Genomic DNA, 21,008 nt, shown 5'->3' with positions numbered 1-21,008 from the left:
CGTGAACAGCCCCTTCGCCGAAGCCATCCTCAGCGGTTCGCTGCTGCTCGCCATCCCCGTGGCGCTGCTGGCAGGATTCGTCTCCTTCCTCTCACCCTGCGTACTGCCGCTGGTGCCCGGCTACCTTGGCTATGTGACGGGGCTGACCGGTGTCGACCTGCAGAAGCAGAAGCGGGGCCGGATGCTGGCTGGAATCGGGCTGTTCGTCCTGGGCTTCTCGGTGATCTTCGTGCTCCTCGGCGGGGCCTTCGGCCAGCTGGGAACCCTGATCACCGGCTCGCAGAACGCCTGGATCACGCAGCTGCTGGGCATCCTGGTGATCCTGATGGGCGTCGTGTTCATGGGCGGCTTCGGCTGGCTGCAGCGCGACGCAAAGATCCACGCCAAGCCCCCGGCCGGGCTCTGGGGCGCGCCGCTGCTGGGCATTACCTTCGGCCTGGGCTGGGCGCCGTGCATCGGCCCCACCTACTCGGCCGTCCAGTTGCTGAGCCTCTCCGGCGGCTCCTCCGCCGCCAAGGGGGCGCTCCTGGCCTTCGTGTATAGCCTTGGGCTGGGCATTCCCTTCCTCCTGATCGCCCTGGCCGTGCGCCGCGGCGTCGGGGTCCTCTCCTTCTTCCGCCGGCACCGGGTGGCCATCCAGCGCACCGGCGGCGGCATCCTGATCGTACTGGGCGTGCTGATGGCCAGCGGCGTCTGGGGGGCCTGGGTGTCCGGGCTGCAGTACTGGTTCCAAACCGATGTGAAATTGCCGATCTGATGAGCGAGCGCGTGAACGTAGAGAAGAAATCCCCGGCCGCCGGAACCCCCGGCAGCAGCCCTGCCGAGACCGCCGTTTCCGCCGCCAAGGCTGACGCTGTCCTGCCTTCGCTTGGACCGGTGGGCATGTTCCGCTGGGCGTGGACGCAGCTGACCAGCATGCGCACCGCGCTGTTCCTGCTGCTGCTGCTCGCCGTCGCCGCAGTGCCCGGGTCGCTGTTCCCGCAGCGGCCCGCGAACCCGGCGGTGGTCACCCAGTACATCAAGGACCACCCGGACTACGGCAAGATCCTGGACTCCCTGCAGCTCTACGATGTGTACTCCTCATCGTGGTTCTCCGCCATCTACATCCTGCTGTTCATCTCGCTGATCGGCTGCGTGGTCCCGCGCGCCATCGTGCACTACAAGGCCATGCGCTCGCAGCCCCCGCGCACCCCGGCCCGGCTGTCCCGGCTGCCCGAATACGGCACCCTGGTCATCCCCGCCGACGCCGGGATCCCGGCGTCGCGCGCCATTGACGACGCCGCGGCGCTGCTGAAGAAGCGCGGCTACCGTGTCGAGGTCAGGGACCGCGACGGCGAACGGCCCTCGGTGGGCGCGGAACGCGGCTTCCTCCGGGAGGTCGGCAACCTGGTCTTCCACACCGCGCTGATCGGCGTGCTGGTGTCCGTCGCGGCCGGCGGCCTGTTCGGCTACAGCGGGCAGCGGATCCTGGTCGAGGGCGACACCTTCGTCAACACCCTGGTGGGCTACGACCAGTTCACCCCGGGCACCAACTTCCAGAGCAGCCAGCTGGAACCGTACTCCATCCAGCTCAACAAGTTCCAGATCACCTTTGACCGCGAATCGAAGGGCAAGTTCGGCCAGCCCATCGACTTCAAGGCCGACGTCACCACCAAGGAGAACCCGGGCGCGCCCGCCAAGCAGGAGGTGCTGAAGGTCAATGACCCGCTCAGCCTCGGCGGCACCAGCATCTACCTGACCGGCAACGGGTACGCCCCGGTGGTCACAGTGCGCGACGGCGCCGGCAACATCGCCATGCAGGGCCCCGTGGTGGCCAAGCTGCAGGGCGACAACTACTACTCGTCCGTGGTCATCAAGGTTCCCGATGCCAAGCCCGACCAGCTCGCCTTCGCCGGCTTCTTCCTGCCGACCGCCTTCATCACCAAGGACGGGGTGTCCTTCAGCGGCGATCCGGAACTGTTCAACCCGCAGTTGACGCTGAACTCCTACTACGGAGACCTCGGGCTGAACAGCGGCTCGCCGCAGAACGTCTTCGAGCTCGATGTGAAGAAGCTGACGCCGCTCAACGCCCGCAACCTGCCGACCAAGGGCATTGTGCTGACCCCGGGGACCACCCACACGCTGCCGGACGGTAAGGGCACCATCAGCTTCGACGGCGTGAAGCGTTACGTCGGCGTGGACATCCACCACAACCCGGGCCAGGGCTACGCGCTGTTCTTCGCGCTGCTTGCAGTCGCGGGCCTGGTCACGTCGCTGTACGTCAACCGCCGCCGCGTTTGGGTCCGCACCGGCACCCACGAGGACGGCCGGACCATGGTGGAATACGGTCTCCTGGCGCGCGGCGAGGACCACCGACTGGCTGGGGAGGCCGCCGCCGTCCGGGCCCTGCTGTCGGCCGCCTGGCCGCTCGATGATGGGCCGGCGGATGATTCCGGGGCAGGTTCCCAGCCTGTTCCCAGCGCGACGGCGGATAATGACCGGGCGGACAGTAGCGCAAGCGCCAACGCCGGCACGCGGACCCCCACGGAACACCCCGCAACAGACTTCATCCAGTCCACAGCAGGCTCTCCTGAGTCAAAGAAGGATCAGTAATGCCGTACTCGATCAACGAAACCATGGGCCAGTACAGCGAGCTCTTTATGCTGCTCGCCGCCGGCACTTACACGGTGGCCTTCATCGCCTTCGCGTGGGATCTGGCCAAGAGCAGCAAAACCCTGCGCGCTGTGGACCTGAAGGCAGCAGAATTGTCCGGCGCCGAGCCGGCCCGCATCCCGGTGGGCGCCGGCGTCGGGGCTTCCGCTGCCGGCGTGGACCGCGCCGACGCCGACGTCAGCGGCCCGGTCGGCCGGGCCGAGCGGCCGACGTCGTCCGTCTCCGGCGGCCAGGGAGCCGCAGCCGGCGTGACCGCCGACGGCGGCATGCGCTACGGTGCCGAGCGCCGTGTTCCGGCCCGGGTCGCCGTCGCCCTGGCGGTGCTGGGCGCCGCCATCCACGCGGCCGGCGTCATCACGCGGGCGATCGGCGCGGGCCGGGTTCCGTGGGGCAACATGTACGAGTTCCTCACCACGGGCGCGTTTGTGGCGGTGGCGGTCTTCCTGTTGGTGCTGATCCGCCGCGACCTGCGCTTCCTCGGCACGTTCGTGATTGGCCTGGCCATCATCATGCTGGTTGCCGCCTCGATCGTGTTTTGGACGCCCGTGGGCCACCTCGTGCCGGCGCTGCAGAGCTACTGGCTGATCATCCACGTCTCCATCGCGGTGATGTCCTCGGCCCTCTTTACCTTGACGTTCGCGATGTCGGCGCTGCAGCTGGTCCAGTCGCACCGGCAGAAGACCATTGCCGCCGGCGGGGCCGACAAACTCGGCTTCATGCGCCTGGTCCCCAACGCCCTGAGCCTGGAGAACCTGTCCTACCGGATTAACGCGATCGCGTTCGTCGGTTGGACCTTCACGCTGATGTTCGGCGCCATCTGGGCCGAGAAGGCCTGGGGTCGATTCTGGGGCTGGGACACCAAGGAAGTCTGGACCTTCGTGATCTGGGTTGTCTACGCCGGCTACCTGCACGCCCGCGCCACCCGCGGCTGGACCGGCACGCGCGCGGCCTGGCTCTCGATCGTGGGCTACCTGTGCGTGGTCTTCAACTTCACCATCGTCAACCAGTTCTTCAACGGCCTGCACTCCTACTCGGGGCTGTAGCCGACCGGGGCGTCCCCGCGCTCCGGGACCCGCTTGCACCACCCTGCACCACCCGGAGGGCCGCTGCGCTAGATGCGCGGCGGCCCTTCCTGGTTTCCGCTACGCTTTCGGACCCGTGCCCCCGGATCCGCGGAGCGCTGGTCCGGTTCCGTAGCGGAAACAGCGCGGTGCATGCGACGGGACGGGGAGGCTGCGGGAACGGACCTACACGCGCACGTTTTGCGAATCCGCGACGCGTCTACAAATCCGCTACGCTTTCGGACCGGTGCCCCCCGGATCCGCGGAGCGCTGGTCCGATAACGTAGCGGAAACGCGGGTGCATCCGTGAGTGCGTCCGGACCGGGCCAGCGGCAAAGCTGCCTGTGGCGTAGTGCAGGCGGGGCTGCTTGATCTTGTCGGTGCCCGGCGTGGGGTCGCCGCTGGCGGGCTACTTGACCTCGTCGGTGCCCGGCGTGGGGTCGCCGCTGCCGTGCGCTTCGCCCGATTCCGTTCCGCGCGCTTCTGAGGTGCCGTTGCCGAGCCTGCGCTCTTTCGCGTCCAGCTCGTCCTTCAGCTTCTTGAGCCGGTCTGCCTCGGCCTGGTTGCGCCGGCGCAGCTCCAGGTTGCGGAGGAAGTCGGGATCGTCGTCCGGAGCGGTGGGGTGGCGGTAGCTGGCGGGGGCGGCCGTGGCTTCGCCGCGGGGCCGGCCGATGAGGAACCACAGCACTGCGCCGATCACGGGGAGAAGGATCTGCACGACGATCCAGGCCGGCTTGGAAATGCCCTTGGTCAGGCGTGCATCAGTGCGGATGAGGTCGATCAGTCCGTAGACAAAGACGACCAGTACAACGATTGGTACCACAACACGGAGCATAGCTTCAGTTTAGCCTCCGCGCGAGCTTCCGGCGCCGGGCAAGCGGCCGGCCCCGCCCAGCTGCCGGGCAAGCGGCCGGCCCCGCCCAGCTGCCCGGCCCGGGCCCGCCCCTGCTGCCGGTCTTGCCCTCCCGGTGACCCGGGGCCACGCGGCACTGCGGGACAGCTAAACTGAAAGTGTGGCTTTCCTGAAATACTCACTGATCCGTCTGGCCCTCTTTGCGCCGTTGTTCGCGTTGTTTGTGTATCTGCAGCTGGGCTGGTTGCTGGCGGTTCTTTGCGCCGGAATGATGGCCTTCGCCATCAGCTTCCTGTTCTTCCAGAAGCAGCGTGACGCGGCCACCGCATCGATCCACAACCGGTTCTCCGGCAAGGCCAAGCCGCTGCGCAGCGCCGGGGAAGTCGACGACGCCGCCGCGGAGGACCGCCTGGTGGACGAGCACCCGGACGTCACCGTGCGCACCGATAGCCGGCCCAAGGACTCCTAGGGGTCCCTGAAGGGCTCCCCGGTTCCGGGGCCTGGGCCCGGCCGCCTAGAACCCGCGGCTCAGCACCAGGCCGAGCGAGAACAGCACGGCGTAACCGAGGTTGATCAGGCCGGTCTGCTTCAGCACCGGGATCAGGCTCTTGCGGCGCCGCCCCGCGATCATCAGCCAGGACGGCATCAGGATGGCCGGGATGAGCAGCAGCACAATCAGCATCCACGGCCGCCCGGGCGCAAGGACAATCACCAGCAGGATCGCGACGGCGAGCATCAGGACGTAGCTTTCCCGGGCGTGCTTGTCGCCCAGCCGGACGGCGAGGGTCTTCTTCCCCGCCACGCGGTCGGTGGGGATGTCCCGCACGTTGTTGGCCATCAGCAGGGCGCAGGCGATAAGGCCGGTGCCGATTGCACCGATGATCGAGGCCACGCTGAGGTGGCCGGCCTGGGTGTAGGTGGTGCCCAGCGTGGCCACCAGCCCAAAGAACACAAACACGAACAGATCGCCCAAGCCAAGGTAGCCGTAAGGGTTCTTACCCCCTGTGTAGCCCCACGCGGCGAGGACGCAGCCCACGCCCACGAGGATCAGCCACCACGCCTGCGTGATGATGACCAGGATCAGCCCGAACAGCATCGCCAGGCCGAACGCGGCGAACGCAGCCCGCTTCACGTGCCCCGGTTCGGCCACCCCGGAACCGACCAGCCGGAGCGGGCCCACCCGGTCCTCGTCGGTGCCCCGGATGCCGTCCGAGTAGTCGTTGGCGAAGTTCACGCCGACCTGCAGGAGCAAGGCCACCATGGCGGCCAGCAGGGCATTGACGGGACGGAACGAGCCCATCTCATAGGCGGCTGCGGATCCGATCAGCACAGGAGCGATCGCCGCCGGCAGAGTGCGCAGACGGGCGCCTTGGATCCATTGTGCGGCTGTGGCCACGTTCAGTACCTCGTTGTTGTGGGGTGATTTGGTGGTAAGTCCGGGGTGGAGCTTTTCTATTTTCCCCGATGGCGGGCATCCAATCGAACCGTCATGCCCAGCCGGTCCGGTTTGCCGTTGGGAAGCATCAACAGTTCTTCGGCCGTGAGCACCGTTTTCGGGACCAGGGCGCCCGCCAGCGGTCCCGCGCCGCCGGCCAGCCCCGCGGTGAACGCGTCGGCCGCCTCGGGGGAGTGGTCCGCGAGCACCACATAGGCCGCCAGCGCCTGGCCCCACTCGGCGGACGGGACCCCGGCAACGAAAGCCGCCCGCACGCCGTCGAGCCTCTCCAGCTCGGCCTGCACCTGCGCGGCGGAGACTTTCACGCCCCCGGTGATGACGACGTCGTCGGCCCGGCCCAGGACGGTCAGCGTGCCGTCTGCGGACAGCTCTCCGAGGTCGTTGGTGCGGTACCAGCGGACGTCGTCGTCCTCCGCAAAGGCCGAGGCAGTGAGGCCGGGCTCGCCAAGGTAACCGGCGGCTATGGTGTCGCCGCCGAGCATGATCCGGCCGTCGGCTGAGATCTTCACCTCGACGCCGTCCAGCGGCACGCCGTCGTACACGCAGCCGCCGCAGGTCTCGGCGGCGCCGTAGGTGGCCACCACCCGGACGCCGGCGTTCTGCGCCGCCGCGAGCAGTTCCGCCGAGGCCGGGGCACCGCCCAGCAGGATGGCGTTGAAGCGCCGGAGCGCGGCCAGCGTCTGCGCCGAGGGCGCCTCAAGCAGCCGCTGCAGCTGCGTGGGAACGAGGGAGGTGAAGCGGATCTTGTCGGTCAACTCCAGCGCCGCGGCGGTGAAGGCCTCGGACGTGAACCCGCCGGAGAGGTCCATCGCCCAGGGCCGGGTGCCGGCGAAGAGCGACCGGATCAGCACCTGCACGCCGGCCACGTACTGCACCGGCAGGGCCAGCAGCCACTGGCCTTCACCCTTGAGCGCCATCGCGGTGGCCATCGAGGAGGCCGCCAGGGCGTCCACCGTGAGGACGGTGGCCTTCGGCGTCCCCGTGGAGCCGGAGGTCCGGACCACGACGGCAGCATCCTCGAAACCGGGGGTCTCCACCAGCCCGACGATAGGGGAGCCGTCCGGGCCGGCGGAGAGCTCGACGGCGGGTCCCTCGCCGCGGAGGGCGGCTGCGAGGGCTGCGAGGGCGGGCTCGATGTTGACCGCTGCTGAAGTCATAGCGGCACCCTTAGAAGTAGTACGGGAACTTGGACCAGTCCGGATCGCGCTTCTCCAGGAAAGCCTCTTTGCCCTCCACCGCCTCGTCTGTCATGTACGCCAGCCGCGTCGCTTCGCCCGCGAACACCTGCTGGCCGGCCAGCCCGTCATCGGCGAGGTTGAAGGCGAACTTGAGCATCCGGATGGCCTGCGGGGACTGCCGGGCGATGTCCGCGGCGTATTCCAGCGCCACGTCCTCGAGCCGTTCGTGGTCCACGGCCTCGTTCACCGCCCCCATCCGGACCATGTCCTCGGCGGAATATTCGCGGGCCAGGAAGAAGATCTCGCGGGCGGCTTTTTGCCCGATCTGGCGGGCCAGCAGCGCCGAGCCGTAGCCGGCGTCGAAACTGCCCACCGTCGCGTCGGTCTGCTTGAACTTGCCGTGCTGCCGGGAGGCGATGGTGAGGTCGGAGACCACGTGCAGCGAATGCCCACCGCCGGCAGCCCAGCCGTTCACGACGGCAATGACCACCTTGGGCATGGTCCGCATCAGCCGCTGGACCTCGAGAATGTGCAGCCGGCCGGCGCGGGCCGGGTCGATGCTTTCCTGGGTCTCACCCTCTGCGTACCGGTACCCGTCGCGGCCGCGGATCCGCTGGTCACCGCCGGAGCAGAAGGAGTGTCCGCCATCCTTGGCGGAGGGACCGTTGCCGGTGAGCAGGACGGTGGCGACGTCCGGTGTCATCCGGGCGTGGTCCATGGCCCGGTACAGCTCATCCACGGTGCCGGGGCGGAACGCGTTGCGCACCTCGGGCCGGTTGAACGCGATCCGGACGGTGGGAAGGTCCCGGACGACGCTGCCGTCGTCGGACCGCTCCACCTGCCGGTGGTAGGTCATGTCCTGGAAGTCGTCGAAGCCGGACACGGTGCGCCAGCGGCTGGGGTCAAAGACGTCGGATACCTTGGCGGGGATTTCGTTGCTCACAGTCCGAGTCTAGTAATCGGCTCAGCTGATGCAGAACTCGTTGCCTTCCGGGTCCGCCATGGTGTGCCAGGAATGCGGGCCCTCGTTGGCGGTCCACAGGTACGTCGCGCCGCGGGCCTCGAGGGCGGCGCGCACCTTGTCCTTGTCCGCGCCGGCCAGGTTTACGTCCCAGTGGACCCGGTTCTTGACGGTCTTTGCCTCCGGCGCGGTCTGGAACAGAATCCGCCGGGTAGCCGGCTTGGCGCCCAGGTCATCCGGCGGCCGGATGGCGGCGCCGTCCCGCCAGACCAGCTTCCCGTGGTGCAGCTTGGTTTCCGCGTCGGTCGCGAAGCCCTGTTCGATCATGGAGCGGATGAAGCCCTCGTCCTGTGGCTCCACGGCCCAGTCCAAGGTTTCCGCCCACCAGTCGGCGAGACCGTGCGGATCGATGCAGTCGACAGCGATCTGGATGTTCAGTGCCATGGGAAAAACCTACGACGCCGGCGCCCGCGGCGCTAGGGGCCGCGGGGACCGATCCTGCCCTAGCCCGCTTCGGTCCGGTTCCGCCTACTGCAGCTGTTCGAGGACTTCCGGCGGGATGGCGTAGATGAAGATGACGGCCAGCAAGTTCTTCGCGGCATGGACGAAGTAGGAGAACATCAGGTTGTTTCCGGTCCACACGTAGACGAACACCAAGGTGGCACCGAGGGCGAGGTAGGGCATCAGGACCGGCAGCGTCAGAGCTTCCTGGCCGACAATGTGCAGGGCCGCGAACAGCGCAACCGAGAGGGCGCAGCAGATCCAAATGTTCAGCTTCCGGCTCAGCTTGCCGATCAACAGGTGCCGGAAGATGTATTCCTCCACGAAGGGGCCCACGATCACCAGCAGCGGCACCATCAGCCAGGCCGGGACCTGTTGCATCAGGGCCTGCAGGCCGGCCTGGTTGGCGGAGGTCTGCGGCGGACCGGTCAGGGCCACCAGGACAGCGGTGAGGATCATCGCGGCCACCACCGTCAGCGGCACCATCAGCAGCGTAAACCACGGTCTTGTCGCCAGCACACGGAGGTCACGGCGCGCTATATGGCGTGCCGCGGCCAGTGCGAGCGCGCCGATGGCTCCGTAGAAGATGAGGTTCACCGCGTAGGACGCCACCGCGGGATTCGGCGAGAGCTGCAGCAGAAGCGGGCCCAGCAGTCCGGAAGCGGTGGCGAAAAGACCGGCCACAGCCACGTAGATCCCCGCCGTGATGAAGTCGAGACGGGAAAAGGCGTACAGTTCCGGACGCGGCGCGGGTGGTTGACGGAGAGCGGTGCCCATGCCACCAGCCTAGCCCGGCCGCGGCCCCGGGGACGCCTAAAGCCCGGGCGAAGGCGCCGGGCGTTAGGTGCGAGTGCTGTCTGCCGTGGTCCTGCCGGACCGGTAACCGCCGGAAGTGCGGCTACCGGAACAGCGACCCGTAGGTCCCCATCAGGATCCGGTCGCCCGGGGTGGACTTGCGGAGATAGTCCACCACTGCCCAATCGTCGAGCGAGATGCAGCCCGCCGTCGGGATCTTCTTCATGTGCAGGAAGATCGCGAAGCCGGCGTTCTGGACGATGTTGGGGCGGTTGTAGTTGATGACCACGCCCTGGCGGTAGTAGCCCAGGCTGGCGAACCACCACATGTTCTCGTCATAGCCGACCCAGGAGGACGACTCGTGGTACTTGTTGTACGTCGCCGTCCAGGGGTTGCCGCCCCACCGTGAGCGCGGGTTGAGCGTGCGGTAGGGGAGCTTGGTGCCGGGGTTGCCCAGGCCAAAGGCCTCCGTCACGGAAAACGAGCCGGTGGGGGAGAAGAGGTTCCGGGTGGGGCCGGACGGCACTCCCGGCGGCTTGAACCCTGAGGCGCCAACGTAACCGTCGGTCCGCCAGTCCTGCACATATATTCCGGCGACGCTCCTGCAGTACATGTTGGTCGCATGGGATTGTCCGTAGGTCTGGGTCCAGGTGATCAGGACCCGGTTTGCGCCGTAGGTGGAGTACTTGGACTGGCCGTTGTTGAGCTTGTGGCATTCGGACATCGCGTACACCCGGGTTCCGGTGGAACCGGACCACGTGATGTCCCCGCGCTGGTACGACTGTGCGCAGGAGCCGCCGGCGCAGCGTTCGTTGCCGATCGGGTAGCCCAGCGAGCCGCCGGGGCCGCCGGACACAATGTACTTGCTGACGATGCCACGGCCGGAGAACCACGCGCCGGTGGTGGGGGACCAGTAGATGCGGCCGCCCTGGAACAGCTGCACGCAGCCCCGGCCGGACAGTCCGCACTGCTCGTCGGTGAGCGGGAATCCGAGCATCCCGCGCGACGCTCCGGCGGCGGTCCAGCGGCCGCCGATGCCACCGCGGATCACGTGCGCGCCGGTGGGGCTGGACCAGTAGATGCTGCCGCCCTGGAAACGCTGCAGGCAGCCCCCGCCGGGAAGGCCGCAGGTTTCCTCGCTGGACGGGTAGCCGAGCACACCGTTCTGAGCCTTGACGGCGTCCCAGCGGCCGCGGATGCCGCCCCAGACCACGTGGCCGCCGACGCGGGGCGCCCAGTAGATGGCGCCTCTGCCGAACTGCTGCACGCACCCCGACGACGTCAGGCCGCAGGTTTCGGCCGTTACGGGCAGGCCCAGGACCGCTTCGCCGCCGGCGGCTACCCAGCGGCTGCCGATGCCGCTTCCGGTGGTGAACTCGATCAGCCGAGTCCCCGACCAGGTCACGATACGGCCGGTGGAGAACTTTTGGATTGTTCCTCCGGACACCGTGGTTTCGTCGGTGACGGGGTAGCCATAGAGGGCAAGGCCGCCCTTGGCGAACCATCGGGGGCCGGTGTGCCCGGTTTTGCCCAGGACCGGGTGCGCGCCGGTTGCCTTGGTCCAGAAGATGGACCCGCCCTCGAACGCCTGGCTGCAGATGCCGCCGGAGCAGGTCTGGCTGGCGGTCGGCGCCCCGAGGACTCCGGCCGCGCCCTTCAGCGCCGTCCACTTTTCACCGATGGGCCCCGGCACGACGGCGGCCGGCGGCTTCGGGACCTCCGTCGGGATCTCCGTCGGGATCGGCTCCTGGGTCGCCGTCGGTGCGTCGGTAGGCGTCGCCGTCGCCTCACCGGTCGACCGCGCCGCAGTAGTGGTTGGAGTCGCGGTGACTTCCAGGGTGGGAGCGGTCAGGGGCGAGGCCGCCTGGGTTGGCGTCGCTGCATCGGTAGGCCCCGCCGTCGGGCTCTCTGAAGGGGCCGGCGGGGCGGCGGTCTCAGCGAAGGCGGGGCCGATTGCCAGCGGCCCGGCCGTGAGCCCAAGGACCACCGCCGCGACGAGTACGAGCTTTTTCATGGGGCATCCTCTACGGAGACAACCGGATTGCAGGTCCCGCTGCTGTCTTTGGTCTTGGCAAAGTTCGGTGCTGCGATCTCGGCCGACTTGCCGGCCGCAACGGTTTCGGTGATCAGGGTGTGCCCTGCCACCGCCGGGCCCACGGTGACGGCGATGGCCACGGTGAACACCTTGGTTTTGTCGCTGTTGTTGACCAGGGTCCCCGTGAAGGACCACGACCCGTCGGCTGTTGCGGTGCAGGCGTGCTGGCGCAAGGCGTCGGGTGCGTTCAGCGAACTGGAAACATCTGCCGGCTCGGATGACGCCGGTGCCGTGGCTCCCGACGGCGGTGCCGTGGACGGCGCCGTCGTGGCCGTGGCTGGCGCCGTCGTGCGGGTTTCGCTGGGTTGGTTCGGTGCCGGCCCGCCGCTCGAGCATCCGGCCAGCGCGACGATCAGCACTGCTGGCAGTATCGCTCTGTATTTCATCGTTCCCCCAAACTCACGGCGTCCCTGCCATGGCCTGCAGTGACGTCGCAGGCACACCGGCCGGGAAGTCCCGGCGGTGTGCCAAGAGTAATGGACGCAGGCTGGATATAGGACCCCTGATCAGCGGTTTTGCGTTAAAACATTGCCTTTGTTGCGGTTTGCAGTCGGCCGCGGGCCGGCGGCGGACGGCTTGGGGTGTAGCCCGGGTCACGGCGGGCGCCCGAAGGCTAGTAGTATGGACTCGCCGCGCGACGCTGCGACCCATTGTGAGTTTCGGTCCATACCCCCTGCCCGCTGCCCTGGGCCGGGAGCGTGAGGGCCCGTACTTGTGCTCCCGGATCCGCCTCTCCCGTCCCGGCAAGACCCCGACCCACAAGGAACAGTTGTGCCACAAAGTACGTCCACTGCACCCAAAAGCGCGCCGGCGCAAACCGCCGTCGTCGACCCGACCCTCAGCGCCGAGGGCTACAAGAAGACCCTGAACGGCCGCCAGGTCACCATGATCGCCATGGGCGGCGCCATTGGCGTGGGCCTGTTCATGGGCGCCGGCGGACGCCTGGCCTCGACCGGCCCCGCCCTGATTTTCTCCTACGCCATCGCCGGCGTGATCGCGTACCTGCTGATGCGCGCCCTGGGCGAACTCATCATGTACCGGCAGACTTCAGGCTCGTTTGTCAGCTACGCCGGCGAGATGTTCGGCCGGAAGGGTGCCTACCTTTCCGGCTGGATGTACTTCATCAACTGGGCCATGACCGGCATCGCGGAGCTCATCGCGATCGGGCTGTACTTCCAGTTCTTCTTCCCCAACGTGCCGGTGGAGCTCACCGCCATCGCGGCGCTGCTGCTCCTGGTCGGCGTGAACCTGATGAGCGTCAAAGCGTTCGGTGAGTTTGAGTTCTGGGCCTCGGTCCTCAAGGTCTCGGCCATCCTGATCTTCCTGGCCGTCGGCACCTTCATGGTGGTCACCAACGCCAAGGTCGGGGACGGCCACGCCTCCGTCAGCAACCTCTTCGCGGCCGACGGCGGCATGTTTCCGAAGGGCGCCCTGGTGATGATCCTGGTGCTGAACGCCGTGATTTTCGCGTACAACGCCATCGAGCTGGTCGGCATCACCGCCGGCGAAATGGAAGACCCGGCCAAGGAAGTGCCCAAGGCGATCCGCGCCGTCGTGATCCGCATCGTGGTGTTCTACGTCGGCTCCGTGACTCTGCTGGCGATGCTGCTGCCCTCCGACCAGTACAAGGCCGGCACCTCGCCGTTCGTGACCGTGTTCGGCCAGATGGGCCTGCCGTGGATGGGCGATGTGATGAACATGATCGTCATTACAGCGGCGCTGTCCTCCTGCAACTCCGGCCTGTACTCGATCGGCCGGATTTTCCGCACCATGGCCAACAACGGCCACGCCCCGCAGTGGCTGACCCGGATGTCCAAGAGCCACGTGCCCTACGCCGCGATCCTGGCGATCGGCACGGTCTACCTGGTCGGCATCCTGCTGAACATCTGGCTGGGCGGTTCGCACGCCTTCGACCTCGCGCTGAACACAGCCTCGATTGGCGTCATCTTCACCTGGGGCTCGATCTTCGCCAGCCAGATTGCGCTGCGCAAGACCAAGGGCAACGCCTCGTCCCTGCCCATGCCGGGATCCCCGTGGACCAGCTGGGCCGGGCTGGTGGCACTGCTGGCCATCACGGTGCTGATCGGATTCGACACCATGACCAGCAAGTCCGGCGAGGTCTTCCCGCTGGGCCTGTGGACCCTGGCCACCATCCCGTTCTTCGCGGTGGTGCTCTGGCTCGGCTGGCAGAAGGTCAAGAACAACGCCCCCAAGAGCGAGCTGTTCAGCTAGTCCCACGCCCGAACCAACACGGCCGGCTTTCCAGCCCCCTCTGATGGCGCGAACGTACACTTGAGGCCCCGAATCCGCGACGATTCGGGGCCTCACGTGTACGTTCGCGCAAATCACGAGGGCCTCAAGTGTACGTTCGCGCGAATCGCGAGGCTGGGGTGGGGCTAGCCCTTCAGGTGCCGGGCGAAATGGTCTTCGATCCGGCGCCAGGCCTCGGGTGCGGCCTGCGGATCCGGCCCGACGCCGAGCACACGCATCAGCGGACGCAGCGGGCGGGGGCCGGCCTCGGCGTCGTTGAGGAACGCGTGGCCCGCCGTCTCGAATTCCTTGACGTCGTGGTCGACGCCCAGCGCCTCGAGCACCGAGTCCAGCCGGGCCGCCGCCCCGCGAAGGCTGCGGTCCTTGGCGCCGAAGTTGGCAACGATCGGACAGGCGCCGGCGAGCGCCGTCTCCGGATCTTTGGGCAGCCGGCCGTAGTTCACCGCCGCGGCGTCGAATCCGTCGTTGGCCAGCAGCAGGGCGAACCCGCCGCCCATGCAGAAGCCGATCACGCCGATTTTTCCGGTGGTGCGGCCGGAATCCAGCAACCACTGCCGGGCGGCCGCCAGGTCCGTGAAGGCCCGGCCCTCGCCGGCCGCCAGGGAGCGCATGGTCGACACAAGACAGCGGCGCGCACCGCCGTCGCTGAACAGGTCCACGGCGAGCGTCAGATAGCCCGCCGCCGCCAGCCGCTCCGCGTGCCGGACCGAGTTGTCGTCGAGGCCAAAGGCCTCGTGGATCATCAGCACGGCCGGGAACGGTCCATCGCCTTTCGGTTCCGCCAGGTAACCCCGGAGGCGGGGCGATCCGCCGGCGGCATTGCCGGCCCCGGTGAGGTCCACGTTATGCAGATCCCCGACCGTGGCTTGAACCCGCTTTGCACTGATCCTGGCCATGCGCGCTCCTGTGTTGTGGTTCGGCGGTGTGGTCCTGCGGCGTGTTGATGACAGTCTTGCATCCAGGCACAAAAAACGGCGCCGGACATCCCCCAAAGGAATGTCCGACGCCGTCGATTTTTAGGACTAGTCGCGCTTGACAGCGTCCTTGACGTTTTCGCCGACCTTCTTCGCGTCGGACACAACCTGGTCCTTTTGGCCTTCGGCCTTCAGCCGGTCGTTGTCCGTGGCGTTTCCGGCAGCTTCCTTGGCCTTGCCGCCAAGGTTTTCCGCTTCGTTCTGAATCTTGTCTCCGATACCCATGGTGTACTCCACCTTTCGTTTCCGGTTGAAATTCAACGCAGTTTCACCATAACACGAAGCATACTTACTAATTCAAGTCTTTCCGCGAGGTGATTCAGTTCGGCCCCCGGCCGCGAGTTTCCGGGGCGCCGGGCTAGGCTCGGGGCTATGGAGTCCAGGAAAGTCACCGCCCCGCGCCTCACCCCGGTCCGGCTGGCGGACCTTACGCATGACGCAACCCCGGACTTCCGGCGGGGGGAGCGCTACGACGGCGTCCGGTACAGCCGCGCCAGGGCGGACGGGCTGGAGCTCAGCGGCACCGACTTCGTTGAGTGCGAGTTCGACGGCGCCTCCTTCAACGAGACCCAGTTGCGCGGAGCGGGCTTCCGCGACTGCGTCCTGGCCGAGATCTTGGCCCCGGTGCTCACGGCGGCCCGCTCCAGCCTGCGCGACGTCGAGATCCGCAACCCCCGCTGGGGGTCGGCGGAACTGTATGAAAGCGGCTGGCAGTCGGTGCGGATCGACGGCGGCAAGCTGGACTACGTCAACCTCCGCGGCTCGAAACTCATCGACGTCCAGATCAGCGACTGCATCATCGGCGAACTGGACCTCGGCTCCTGCACGGCCACCCGGCTCGCGCTAAGGAACTGCACCATCGGCAGCCTGGACTTCAGCGGCGCCCGGCTCAAGGATGTGGACCTGCGCGGCACCGGTTTCCGTTCGGTCAGCGGCCTCGGCAGCCTCGCGGGCCTGGTGATCGACGACGACCAGCTCACCCTGCTGGCCCCGCTGCTGGCAGCCCACCTGGGCATCACCGTCGCCTGAGACCCCGCCGCGTCATCCGGGGCCATCCGGTTGACCCGCTTGACCCGCCGTGTAATCTTTATAGAACGAACGGTCGGTAATTTGGTTTGCTGCCGGCCCTGCTCCCTTGGTGAAGGATGTTCTCATGGTCGAGGCTTTTCTTGTTGGCGGTGCCCGCACTCCCGTGGGGCGGTATGGCGGTGCCCTGTCCGCGGTCCGTCCCGACGACCTGGCGGCGCTGGTGGTCCGCGAAGCCGTGGCCCGCGCCGGAGTCGATCCGGACGCCATCGACGAGGTCATCCTCGGCAACGCCAACGGTGCCGGCGAGGAAAACCGCAATGTCGCACGGATGGCCACCCTCCTGGCCGGGCTCCCGCTCCACATCCCCGGCATCACCGTCAACCGGCTGTGCGCCTCCGGCCTGAGCGCCATCATCATGGCCAGCCAGATGATCAAATCCGGTGCCGCGGACATCGTGATTGCCGGCGGCGTCGAATCCATGAGCCGCGCGCCGTGGGTGCAGGAGAAGCCGCAGACCGCGTTCGCCAAGCCCGGCCAGATCTTCGACACCTCCATCGGCTGGCGCTTCGCCAACCCGCTGTTCCAGAAGGGGGAGCTCTCCCGCGACGGCAAGATGACCTATTCCATGCCGGAGACGGCAGAGGAAGTCGCCCGCGTGGACGGCATTTCCCGTGAGGACGCCGATGCCTTCGCGGTGCGCTCCCACGAACGTTCCCTCGCCGCGATCGCGGCCGGCCGTTTCGCCGACGAGATCGTTCCGGTGACCGTCAAGACCCGTAAGGGCGAGACGGTTGTTGACACCGACGAGGGCCCCCGGGCCGGCACCACCATGGACGTGCTCGCCGGGCTGCGCCCCGTCGTCGCCGGCGGCTCCGTGGTCACCGCCGGCAACTCATCCACCCTCAACGACGGCGCCTCCGCGATTATCGTCGCCTCCGAAGCCGCGATCCAGAAGCTCGGCCTCACCCCGCGGGCCCGCATCATCGACGGCGCCTCGGCCGGTTGTGAGCCCGAGATCATGGGCATCGGCCCCGTTCCTGCCACCCGGAAGGTGCTCGCCCGGGCCGGCCTCGACGTCGGCGACCTCGGGGCGGTCGAACTCAACGAGGCCTTCGCGACCCAGTCGCTCGCCAGCATGCGCCGGCTCGGCATCGACCCGGAGATCGTGAACCGCGACGGCGGCGCGATCTCCCTGGGGCATCCGCTCGGCTCGTCCGGATCCCGGATCGCCATCACCCTGCTGGGCCGGATGGAACGTGAGGACGCAAAAATCGGTCTCGCCACCATGTGCATCGGCGTCGGCCAGGGCACCGCCCTGCTGCTGGAGCGGGTCTAATGCCGGGGCAGCCCGGCGGGATGGACACCGCGGGCTTCGTCACGCTCCTGGTCGAGGAGCGCGCCGACCGTGTGGTGGTGCTGCTCAACCGTCCCGAGGTCCGCAACGCGATCGACCAGCAGATGGTCGACGAGCTCCACCGCGTCTGCGCGTACCTGGAACAGGTGCCCAAGGTGCTGGTTCTGGCCGGCACCCAAGGCGTGTTCGCGTCCGGCGCCGACATCGGCCAGCTGCGCGAACGCCGCCGGGACGACGCGCTGCAGGGCATCAACTCCACCATCTTCGTCCGGATCGCCAAGCTGCCGATGCCGGTCATCGCTGCCCTCGACGGGTTCTGCCTGGGTGGCGGCGCCGAACTGGCCTACGCGGCCGACTTCCGGATCGGCACCCCCGGCGTCCGGATCGGCAATCCCGAAACGGGACTCGGCATTCTTGCCGCCGCCGGGGCCAGCTGGCGGCTCAAGGAATTGGTGGGGGAGCCGGTGGCCAAGGACATCCTGCTGGCCGGTGCCGTGCTCCGCGCCGACCGGGCGCTCGCCGTAGGGCTCATCACCGAGGTTCACGAACCCGCGGAGCTGATGGACGCCGCCCATGCGCTGGCGGACCGGATCGCGCAGCAGGACCCGCTCGCGGTGCGGATCACCAAGTCCGTGTTCCATGCCCCGGCTGAGGCGCACCCGCTGATCGACCAGCTGGCGCAGGGCATCCTCTTCGAATCCCAGGCAAAGTTCGACCGCATGCAGGCTTTCCTGGACAAGAAATTGGCCAAGAAAACCGCGAAGAAACCGGCCAAGGAAACAGCCAGCGCGCCGGACCAGAAGCTCGACCAGAATTAAGACGGAAGAAGAACAGATGAGCAACTCCGTACTCCCCGCTAACCTGCCCGCGACAGTCGGTGTGCTCGGCGGCGGCCGGATGGGCGCAGGCATCGCCCACGCTTTCCTGATCAACGGCGCCAACGTGCTCGTCGTCGAGCGCGACGAGGAGTCCGCCGAGGCTGCCCGCGAGCGCGTGGAGTCCGCGGCAGCCAAAAGCATCGAGCGCGGCGCCACCGACGGCAACCTCGACGAGATGGTCTCCCGGCTCGCCGTGACCGTGGACTACGACGATTTCAAGGACCGCCAGCTCGTCGTCGAGGCCGTACCCGAGGACTGGGACCTGAAGGTGGCCTCGCTGCGGGGAATCGAGGAACGTCTCGCCGCGGACGCCTACCTGGCCTCCAACACCTCGTCGCTCTCGGTCAACGGCCTGGCCCGCGAGCTGAAGCGCCCGCAGAACTTCCTGGGCCTGCACTTCTTCAACCCGGTCCCCGCGTCCACCCTGATCGAGGTCGTCCTCGGGGAGCGGACCAGCGAAACCCTCGCCTTGGCTGCCGCCGGCTGGGTGGAAGCGCTCGGCAAGACCGCCGTCGTCGTCAATGACGCCCCGGGGTTCGCTTCCTCGCGGCTGGGCGTCGCGATCGCCCTCGAAGCGATGCGCATGGTGGAGGAGGGCGTCGCCTCCGCCGAGGACATCGACAACGCCATGGTCCTGGGCTACAAGCACCCCACCGGCCCGCTGCGCACCACCGACATCGTCGGCCTCGACGTCCGGCTCGGCATTGCCGAATACCTGGCCTCCACGCTGGGCGAGCGCTTCGCGCCGCCGCAGATCCTCCGGGACAAGGTGGCCCGCGGCGAACTTGGACGCAAGACCGGCAAGGGCTTCTTCGACTGGACCGACTGAGCCCCCGGCGGGCTAGTCGGCTGCCAGCGCGTCGAGCCTCTTTCTCATGCCGTCCATGGCGGGACCGGCCAGTGACTGGAAGGCCGGCTTAGCGAACGGTTCGGCGAGCTTGAGCCATCCCTTGAGCCGGAACTCCGCCGTGTACCGGACCTCGGAGCCCGCGCCCAAGGGTTTGACGTCGATCGTGTCCACGGAGATGACGGTCTTGTTTTCGCCGCGAAGCTTGATGACGGTTCCCGCGAGCTCCACCACCTCGTAGATCAGCGCCTGGCGCTTGCCGCGGAACTCCGCTTCTGCGTGGTAGCGGTGTCCCACTGCCACCGGGCCCTCGGAAAGCTTCCTGACCACGGGAGTTCCAGGGTCCCACTCCGGCGTGTGCTCGAAAGCGGAGAGATACGCGAAGGCCTTGCCGGCCTCCAGTGCGGAGCGGACGGTGTCGGTGACTGTGATCATGCGCCCAGCCTACCCAGAACGCCGGCCAGTGGTAGCCGGCCCGCGCGGGTAGCCCGCGCAGGCGAGGAATCCCTGGCGGGACGGCCCGCGGCGCCGCGCCTTTAGGATGGTGCCGTGACTATCCCGGCGCTGCCCCGCATTGAACCGATCACCCTCACGGGCCAGTACGTGGTGCTGGAGCCGCTGAGCCGTGCCCACCACGACGGCCTGGTGGACGCGGTCCGGGACGGCGAACTCTGGAAGCTCTGGTACACCTCCGTCCCGGCCCCGGAGGCCATGGCAGCCGAAATCGACCGGCGCCTGGCCCTGCAGCAGGCCGGATCGATGCTGCCGTTCACCACCCGGCTGCTCGACCCGGGCACCGGCGGGCCCGGAAAGGTGATCGGCATGACCACCTACATGAACATCGACGCCGCCACACCTCGGGTGGAGATCGGGTCCACCTGGAACGCCGCCTCCGCGCATGGCAGCGGCAGCAACCCGGACTCCAAACTGCTGTTGCTCCGGCACGCCTTCGAAACCCTCGGCTGTCCCGCCGTCGAATTCCGCACGCACTGGCTCAACCACCAGTCGCGCGAGGCGATCGCCCGGCTGGGCGCCAAACAGGACGGCGTGCTGCGCAGCCACACCCGGACCGCCGACGGCGTGCTGCGTGACACCGTGGTGTATTCCATCCTCGAACACGAGTGGCCGATGGTCCGGAACGCCCTTGAGTTCAGGCTGGCGAGCCGGCGCTAGGGTGCAGAGTACGTTCCGTCGCTGCTCAGTGCCGTGTAGTACGCCTTGTAGCCCTTGGCGTTCGGGTGGAAGCCATCCGGGCTGTCCGGGACCGCGCCGTTGATCCATGGGTCGTTCGAGATGATGCCATGGCCGGCGAAAGCGGTCCGGACGTCGACGTACTTGACCCGAAGGGCCGTGGGGTCGGTGGCTGCGGCGGCCACCGCGATGGATCCGTTAAGGCCGTCGGCCAGGTCAGTGGCCCGGTAGATGAACTGGGACATCCGATCGGTCCGGCCGGCGGGGATCGGATCGAAGAGGTAGGGGTAGCCGGTCACCACAATCCTGGCGTTGGGAGCGGCAGCCTGCACACTCTGGATCATGGAAGCCACATCCCCGGCCAGCTGTCCGCTGACGAGCTTGGCCTTCGCCGTTGCGCTGGCATCGGCGCATGCCGCAGCAAAGGCGGAATCGAAGATGGCCGTACCGCAGGTGGTGACGATGTCCCCAAACCCGAGGTTGTTGCCGCCGGCCGTGATGGTCACCAGGTCCGTGCTTTTGTTCAATTGACGCAGCTGGGTGGCCACCACTTCCTGGGTCGTCTTGCCGCTGCAGGCCGCGTTCGTAACCAGCTTGATGGCCTTGGAGTCAGCCGCGAGCTCGGAGTACGAGTTCTCGCTGCGGTAACAAGTGTCGTTCTTGTACGGCCCCGCTCCCTGGCCGGCGGCGTAGGAGTCGCCGAGCGCGATGTACTTGGTCTTCTCCGCGGCCTGCGCGGGGACCGCCGCCAGACTGACCGCCATTGCCAGGGTGGCGAGACCGGCCGCCAGAGCCGTCCGCCGTCGCCGGAGTTTCAGACATCCCATGGTGTTCCCATCAATAGCACGCAGGTACAGCATCCGTGCCGTGCCGGGGTGCCAGTCCGGACGGCAGGGGCTGAAAAGGAGCCCG

Annotated in this window: 22 protein-coding genes; 10 read left to right on the top strand and 12 right to left on the bottom strand. The window is 67.8% G+C overall.

Going from position 1 to position 21,008, the window contains the following annotated elements:
* Position 1 precedes the first annotated feature (1 nt).
* The 3 genes from ACUYM2_RS15265 to ccsB are packed head-to-tail and all read left to right on the top strand — an operon-like array spanning position 2 to position 3,695.
* A complete protein-coding gene (locus ACUYM2_RS15265) occupies positions 2-757 on the top strand; it encodes a cytochrome c biogenesis CcdA family protein (RefSeq protein WP_481600814.1) in 756 nt (251 codons plus the stop codon).
* Positions 757-2,592 (top strand): cytochrome c biogenesis protein ResB, encoded by a 1,836-nt coding sequence (resB, locus tag ACUYM2_RS15260; RefSeq protein WP_481600813.1) that lies wholly within the window; start codon positions 757-759, stop codon positions 2,590-2,592. The genes ACUYM2_RS15265 and resB overlap by 1 nt, the downstream gene beginning before the upstream one ends.
* A complete protein-coding gene (ccsB, locus tag ACUYM2_RS15255) occupies positions 2,592-3,695 on the top strand; it encodes a c-type cytochrome biogenesis protein CcsB (protein ID WP_481600812.1) in 1,104 nt (367 codons plus the stop codon). The genes resB and ccsB overlap by 1 nt, the downstream gene beginning before the upstream one ends.
* A 427-nt stretch (positions 3,696-4,122) precedes the next feature.
* Here the strand turns inward: ccsB and ACUYM2_RS15250 are convergent, their stop codons facing one another.
* Positions 4,123-4,548 carry a PLD nuclease N-terminal domain-containing protein gene (locus tag ACUYM2_RS15250; RefSeq protein WP_481600811.1) on the bottom strand — a complete coding sequence of 142 codons (426 nt, stop codon included), beginning with the start codon at positions 4,546-4,548 and terminating at the stop codon, positions 4,123-4,125.
* 178 nt (positions 4,549-4,726) lie between these two features.
* Here ACUYM2_RS15250 and ACUYM2_RS15245 point away from each other — a divergent pair, with 178 nt between their 5' ends.
* Entirely contained in the window at positions 4,727-5,035 is a 309-nt protein-coding gene (locus ACUYM2_RS15245; protein ID WP_481600810.1) for a DUF4229 domain-containing protein, read from the top strand.
* A gap of 45 nt (positions 5,036-5,080) precedes the next feature.
* On the opposite strand, the gene ACUYM2_RS15240 is transcribed toward ACUYM2_RS15245, so the two are convergent.
* The 7 genes from ACUYM2_RS15240 to ACUYM2_RS15210 all read right to left on the bottom strand — a co-directional run bounded on the left by ACUYM2_RS15240 (position 5,081) and on the right by ACUYM2_RS15210 (position 11,911).
* A complete protein-coding gene (locus ACUYM2_RS15240; protein WP_481600809.1) occupies positions 5,081-5,962 on the bottom strand; it encodes a 1,4-dihydroxy-2-naphthoate polyprenyltransferase in 882 nt (293 codons plus the stop codon).
* Positions 5,963-6,018: 56 nt separating this feature from the next.
* Positions 6,019-7,179: an AMP-binding protein gene (locus tag ACUYM2_RS15235; RefSeq protein WP_481600808.1), complete on the bottom strand. Its 1,161-nt coding sequence runs from the start codon at positions 7,177-7,179 to the stop codon at positions 6,019-6,021.
* A 10-nt stretch (positions 7,180-7,189) separates the two neighbouring features.
* The gene (locus ACUYM2_RS15230; protein ID WP_481600807.1) at positions 7,190-8,143 is read right to left on the bottom strand and encodes a 1,4-dihydroxy-2-naphthoyl-CoA synthase; all 954 of its coding nucleotides are present in this window, start codon (positions 8,141-8,143) and stop codon (positions 7,190-7,192) included.
* Positions 8,144-8,164: 21 nt separating this feature from the next.
* Complete coding sequence (locus ACUYM2_RS15225; protein ID WP_481600806.1) at positions 8,165-8,605, bottom strand: VOC family protein; 441 nt, start codon at positions 8,603-8,605, stop codon at positions 8,165-8,167.
* Positions 8,606-8,689: 84 nt separating this feature from the next.
* Complete coding sequence (locus tag ACUYM2_RS15220; protein WP_481600805.1) at positions 8,690-9,439, bottom strand: CPBP family intramembrane glutamic endopeptidase; 750 nt, start codon at positions 9,437-9,439, stop codon at positions 8,690-8,692.
* A gap of 121 nt (positions 9,440-9,560) precedes the next feature.
* Positions 9,561-11,471, bottom strand: coding sequence for a hypothetical protein (locus ACUYM2_RS15215; protein ID WP_481600804.1), 1,911 nt, complete (start codon positions 11,469-11,471; stop codon positions 9,561-9,563).
* Entirely contained in the window at positions 11,468-11,911 is a 444-nt protein-coding gene (locus ACUYM2_RS15210) for a hypothetical protein (RefSeq protein ID WP_481600803.1), read from the bottom strand. The genes ACUYM2_RS15215 and ACUYM2_RS15210 overlap by 4 nt, the downstream gene beginning before the upstream one ends.
* 412 nt (positions 11,912-12,323) lie before the next feature.
* Between ACUYM2_RS15210 and ACUYM2_RS15205 the strand changes: the two genes are divergently transcribed.
* The gene (locus tag ACUYM2_RS15205; RefSeq protein ID WP_481600802.1) at positions 12,324-13,784 is read left to right on the top strand and encodes an amino acid permease; all 1,461 of its coding nucleotides are present in this window, start codon (positions 12,324-12,326) and stop codon (positions 13,782-13,784) included.
* 164 nt (positions 13,785-13,948) lie between these two features.
* Here ACUYM2_RS15205 and ACUYM2_RS15200 read toward each other — a convergent pair whose 3' ends face one another.
* Both ACUYM2_RS15200 and ACUYM2_RS15195 read right to left on the bottom strand, forming a co-directional pair.
* A complete protein-coding gene (locus tag ACUYM2_RS15200) occupies positions 13,949-14,719 on the bottom strand; it encodes a dienelactone hydrolase family protein (protein WP_481600801.1) in 771 nt (256 codons plus the stop codon).
* A 126-nt stretch (positions 14,720-14,845) separates the two neighbouring features.
* Positions 14,846-15,022 carry a CsbD family protein gene (locus tag ACUYM2_RS15195; RefSeq protein WP_481600800.1) on the bottom strand — a complete coding sequence of 59 codons (177 nt, stop codon included), beginning with the start codon at positions 15,020-15,022 and terminating at the stop codon, positions 14,846-14,848.
* Positions 15,023-15,169: 147 nt separating this feature from the next.
* Between ACUYM2_RS15195 and ACUYM2_RS15190 the strand changes: the two genes are divergently transcribed.
* From ACUYM2_RS15190 to ACUYM2_RS15175, 4 genes are all read left to right on the top strand, one after another.
* Entirely contained in the window at positions 15,170-15,826 is a 657-nt protein-coding gene (locus ACUYM2_RS15190; RefSeq protein WP_481600799.1) for a pentapeptide repeat-containing protein, read from the top strand.
* 124 nt (positions 15,827-15,950) lie between these two features.
* Positions 15,951-17,162, top strand: a complete 1,212-nt coding sequence (locus ACUYM2_RS15185) for a thiolase family protein (protein WP_481600798.1) — start codon at positions 15,951-15,953, stop codon at positions 17,160-17,162.
* Positions 17,162-17,998 (top strand): enoyl-CoA hydratase/isomerase family protein, encoded by an 837-nt coding sequence (locus ACUYM2_RS15180; protein WP_481600797.1) that lies wholly within the window; start codon positions 17,162-17,164, stop codon positions 17,996-17,998. The genes ACUYM2_RS15185 and ACUYM2_RS15180 overlap by 1 nt, the downstream gene beginning before the upstream one ends.
* 16 nt (positions 17,999-18,014) lie before the next feature.
* Positions 18,015-18,887 (top strand): 3-hydroxyacyl-CoA dehydrogenase family protein, encoded by an 873-nt coding sequence (locus ACUYM2_RS15175; protein ID WP_481600796.1) that lies wholly within the window; start codon positions 18,015-18,017, stop codon positions 18,885-18,887.
* Between the two features lie 12 nt (positions 18,888-18,899).
* Here the strand turns inward: ACUYM2_RS15175 and ACUYM2_RS15170 are convergent, their stop codons facing one another.
* Positions 18,900-19,340: an SRPBCC family protein gene (locus ACUYM2_RS15170; RefSeq protein ID WP_481600795.1), complete on the bottom strand. Its 441-nt coding sequence runs from the start codon at positions 19,338-19,340 to the stop codon at positions 18,900-18,902.
* A 129-nt stretch (positions 19,341-19,469) separates the two neighbouring features.
* Here ACUYM2_RS15170 and ACUYM2_RS15165 point away from each other — a divergent pair, with 129 nt between their 5' ends.
* The gene (locus ACUYM2_RS15165) at positions 19,470-20,078 is read left to right on the top strand and encodes a GNAT family N-acetyltransferase (RefSeq protein WP_481601506.1); all 609 of its coding nucleotides are present in this window, start codon (positions 19,470-19,472) and stop codon (positions 20,076-20,078) included.
* On the opposite strand, the gene ACUYM2_RS15160 is transcribed toward ACUYM2_RS15165, so the two are convergent.
* Positions 20,075-20,860, bottom strand: coding sequence for an SGNH/GDSL hydrolase family protein (locus ACUYM2_RS15160; RefSeq protein WP_481600794.1), 786 nt, complete (start codon positions 20,858-20,860; stop codon positions 20,075-20,077). The genes ACUYM2_RS15165 and ACUYM2_RS15160 overlap by 4 nt on opposite strands.
* Positions 20,861-21,008: the final 148 nt, after the last annotated feature.

Source organism: Arthrobacter sp. SD1074B, from assembly GCF_056780195.1.
The sequence above is the reverse complement of the archived record's forward strand: the minus strand, read 5'-3'. Positions and strand labels throughout refer to the sequence as shown.

Coding starts and splice junctions, on each gene's coding strand:
- ACUYM2_RS15160 (WP_481600794.1), bottom strand. CDS start 20,860: ATGGCGGTCAGTCTGGCGGCGGTCCCCGCGCAGGCCGCGGAGAAGACC.
- ACUYM2_RS15250 (WP_481600811.1), bottom strand. CDS start 4,548: ATGCTCCGTGTTGTGGTACCAATCGTTGTACTGGTCGTCTTTGTCTAC.
- ACUYM2_RS15175 (WP_481600796.1), top strand. CDS start 18,015: ATGAGCAACTCCGTACTCCCCGCTAACCTGCCCGCGACAGTCGGTGTG.
- ACUYM2_RS15215 (WP_481600804.1), bottom strand. CDS start 11,471: ATGAAAAAGCTCGTACTCGTCGCGGCGGTGGTCCTTGGGCTCACGGCC.
- ACUYM2_RS15225 (WP_481600806.1), bottom strand. CDS start 8,605: ATGGCACTGAACATCCAGATCGCTGTCGACTGCATCGATCCGCACGGT.
- ACUYM2_RS15170 (WP_481600795.1), bottom strand. CDS start 19,340: ATGATCACAGTCACCGACACCGTCCGCTCCGCACTGGAGGCCGGCAAG.
- ACUYM2_RS15180 (WP_481600797.1), top strand. CDS start 17,162: ATGCCGGGGCAGCCCGGCGGGATGGACACCGCGGGCTTCGTCACGCTC.
- ACUYM2_RS15200 (WP_481600801.1), bottom strand. CDS start 14,719: ATGGCCAGGATCAGTGCAAAGCGGGTTCAAGCCACGGTCGGGGATCTG.
- ACUYM2_RS15235 (WP_481600808.1), bottom strand. CDS start 7,179: ATGACTTCAGCAGCGGTCAACATCGAGCCCGCCCTCGCAGCCCTCGCA.
- ACUYM2_RS15190 (WP_481600799.1), top strand. CDS start 15,170: ATGGAGTCCAGGAAAGTCACCGCCCCGCGCCTCACCCCGGTCCGGCTG.
- ACUYM2_RS15220 (WP_481600805.1), bottom strand. CDS start 9,439: ATGGGCACCGCTCTCCGTCAACCACCCGCGCCGCGTCCGGAACTGTAC.
- ACUYM2_RS15185 (WP_481600798.1), top strand. CDS start 15,951: ATGGTCGAGGCTTTTCTTGTTGGCGGTGCCCGCACTCCCGTGGGGCGG.
- resB (WP_481600813.1), top strand. CDS start 757: ATGAGCGAGCGCGTGAACGTAGAGAAGAAATCCCCGGCCGCCGGAACC.
- ccsB (WP_481600812.1), top strand. CDS start 2,592: ATGCCGTACTCGATCAACGAAACCATGGGCCAGTACAGCGAGCTCTTT.
- ACUYM2_RS15195 (WP_481600800.1), bottom strand. CDS start 15,022: ATGGGTATCGGAGACAAGATTCAGAACGAAGCGGAAAACCTTGGCGGC.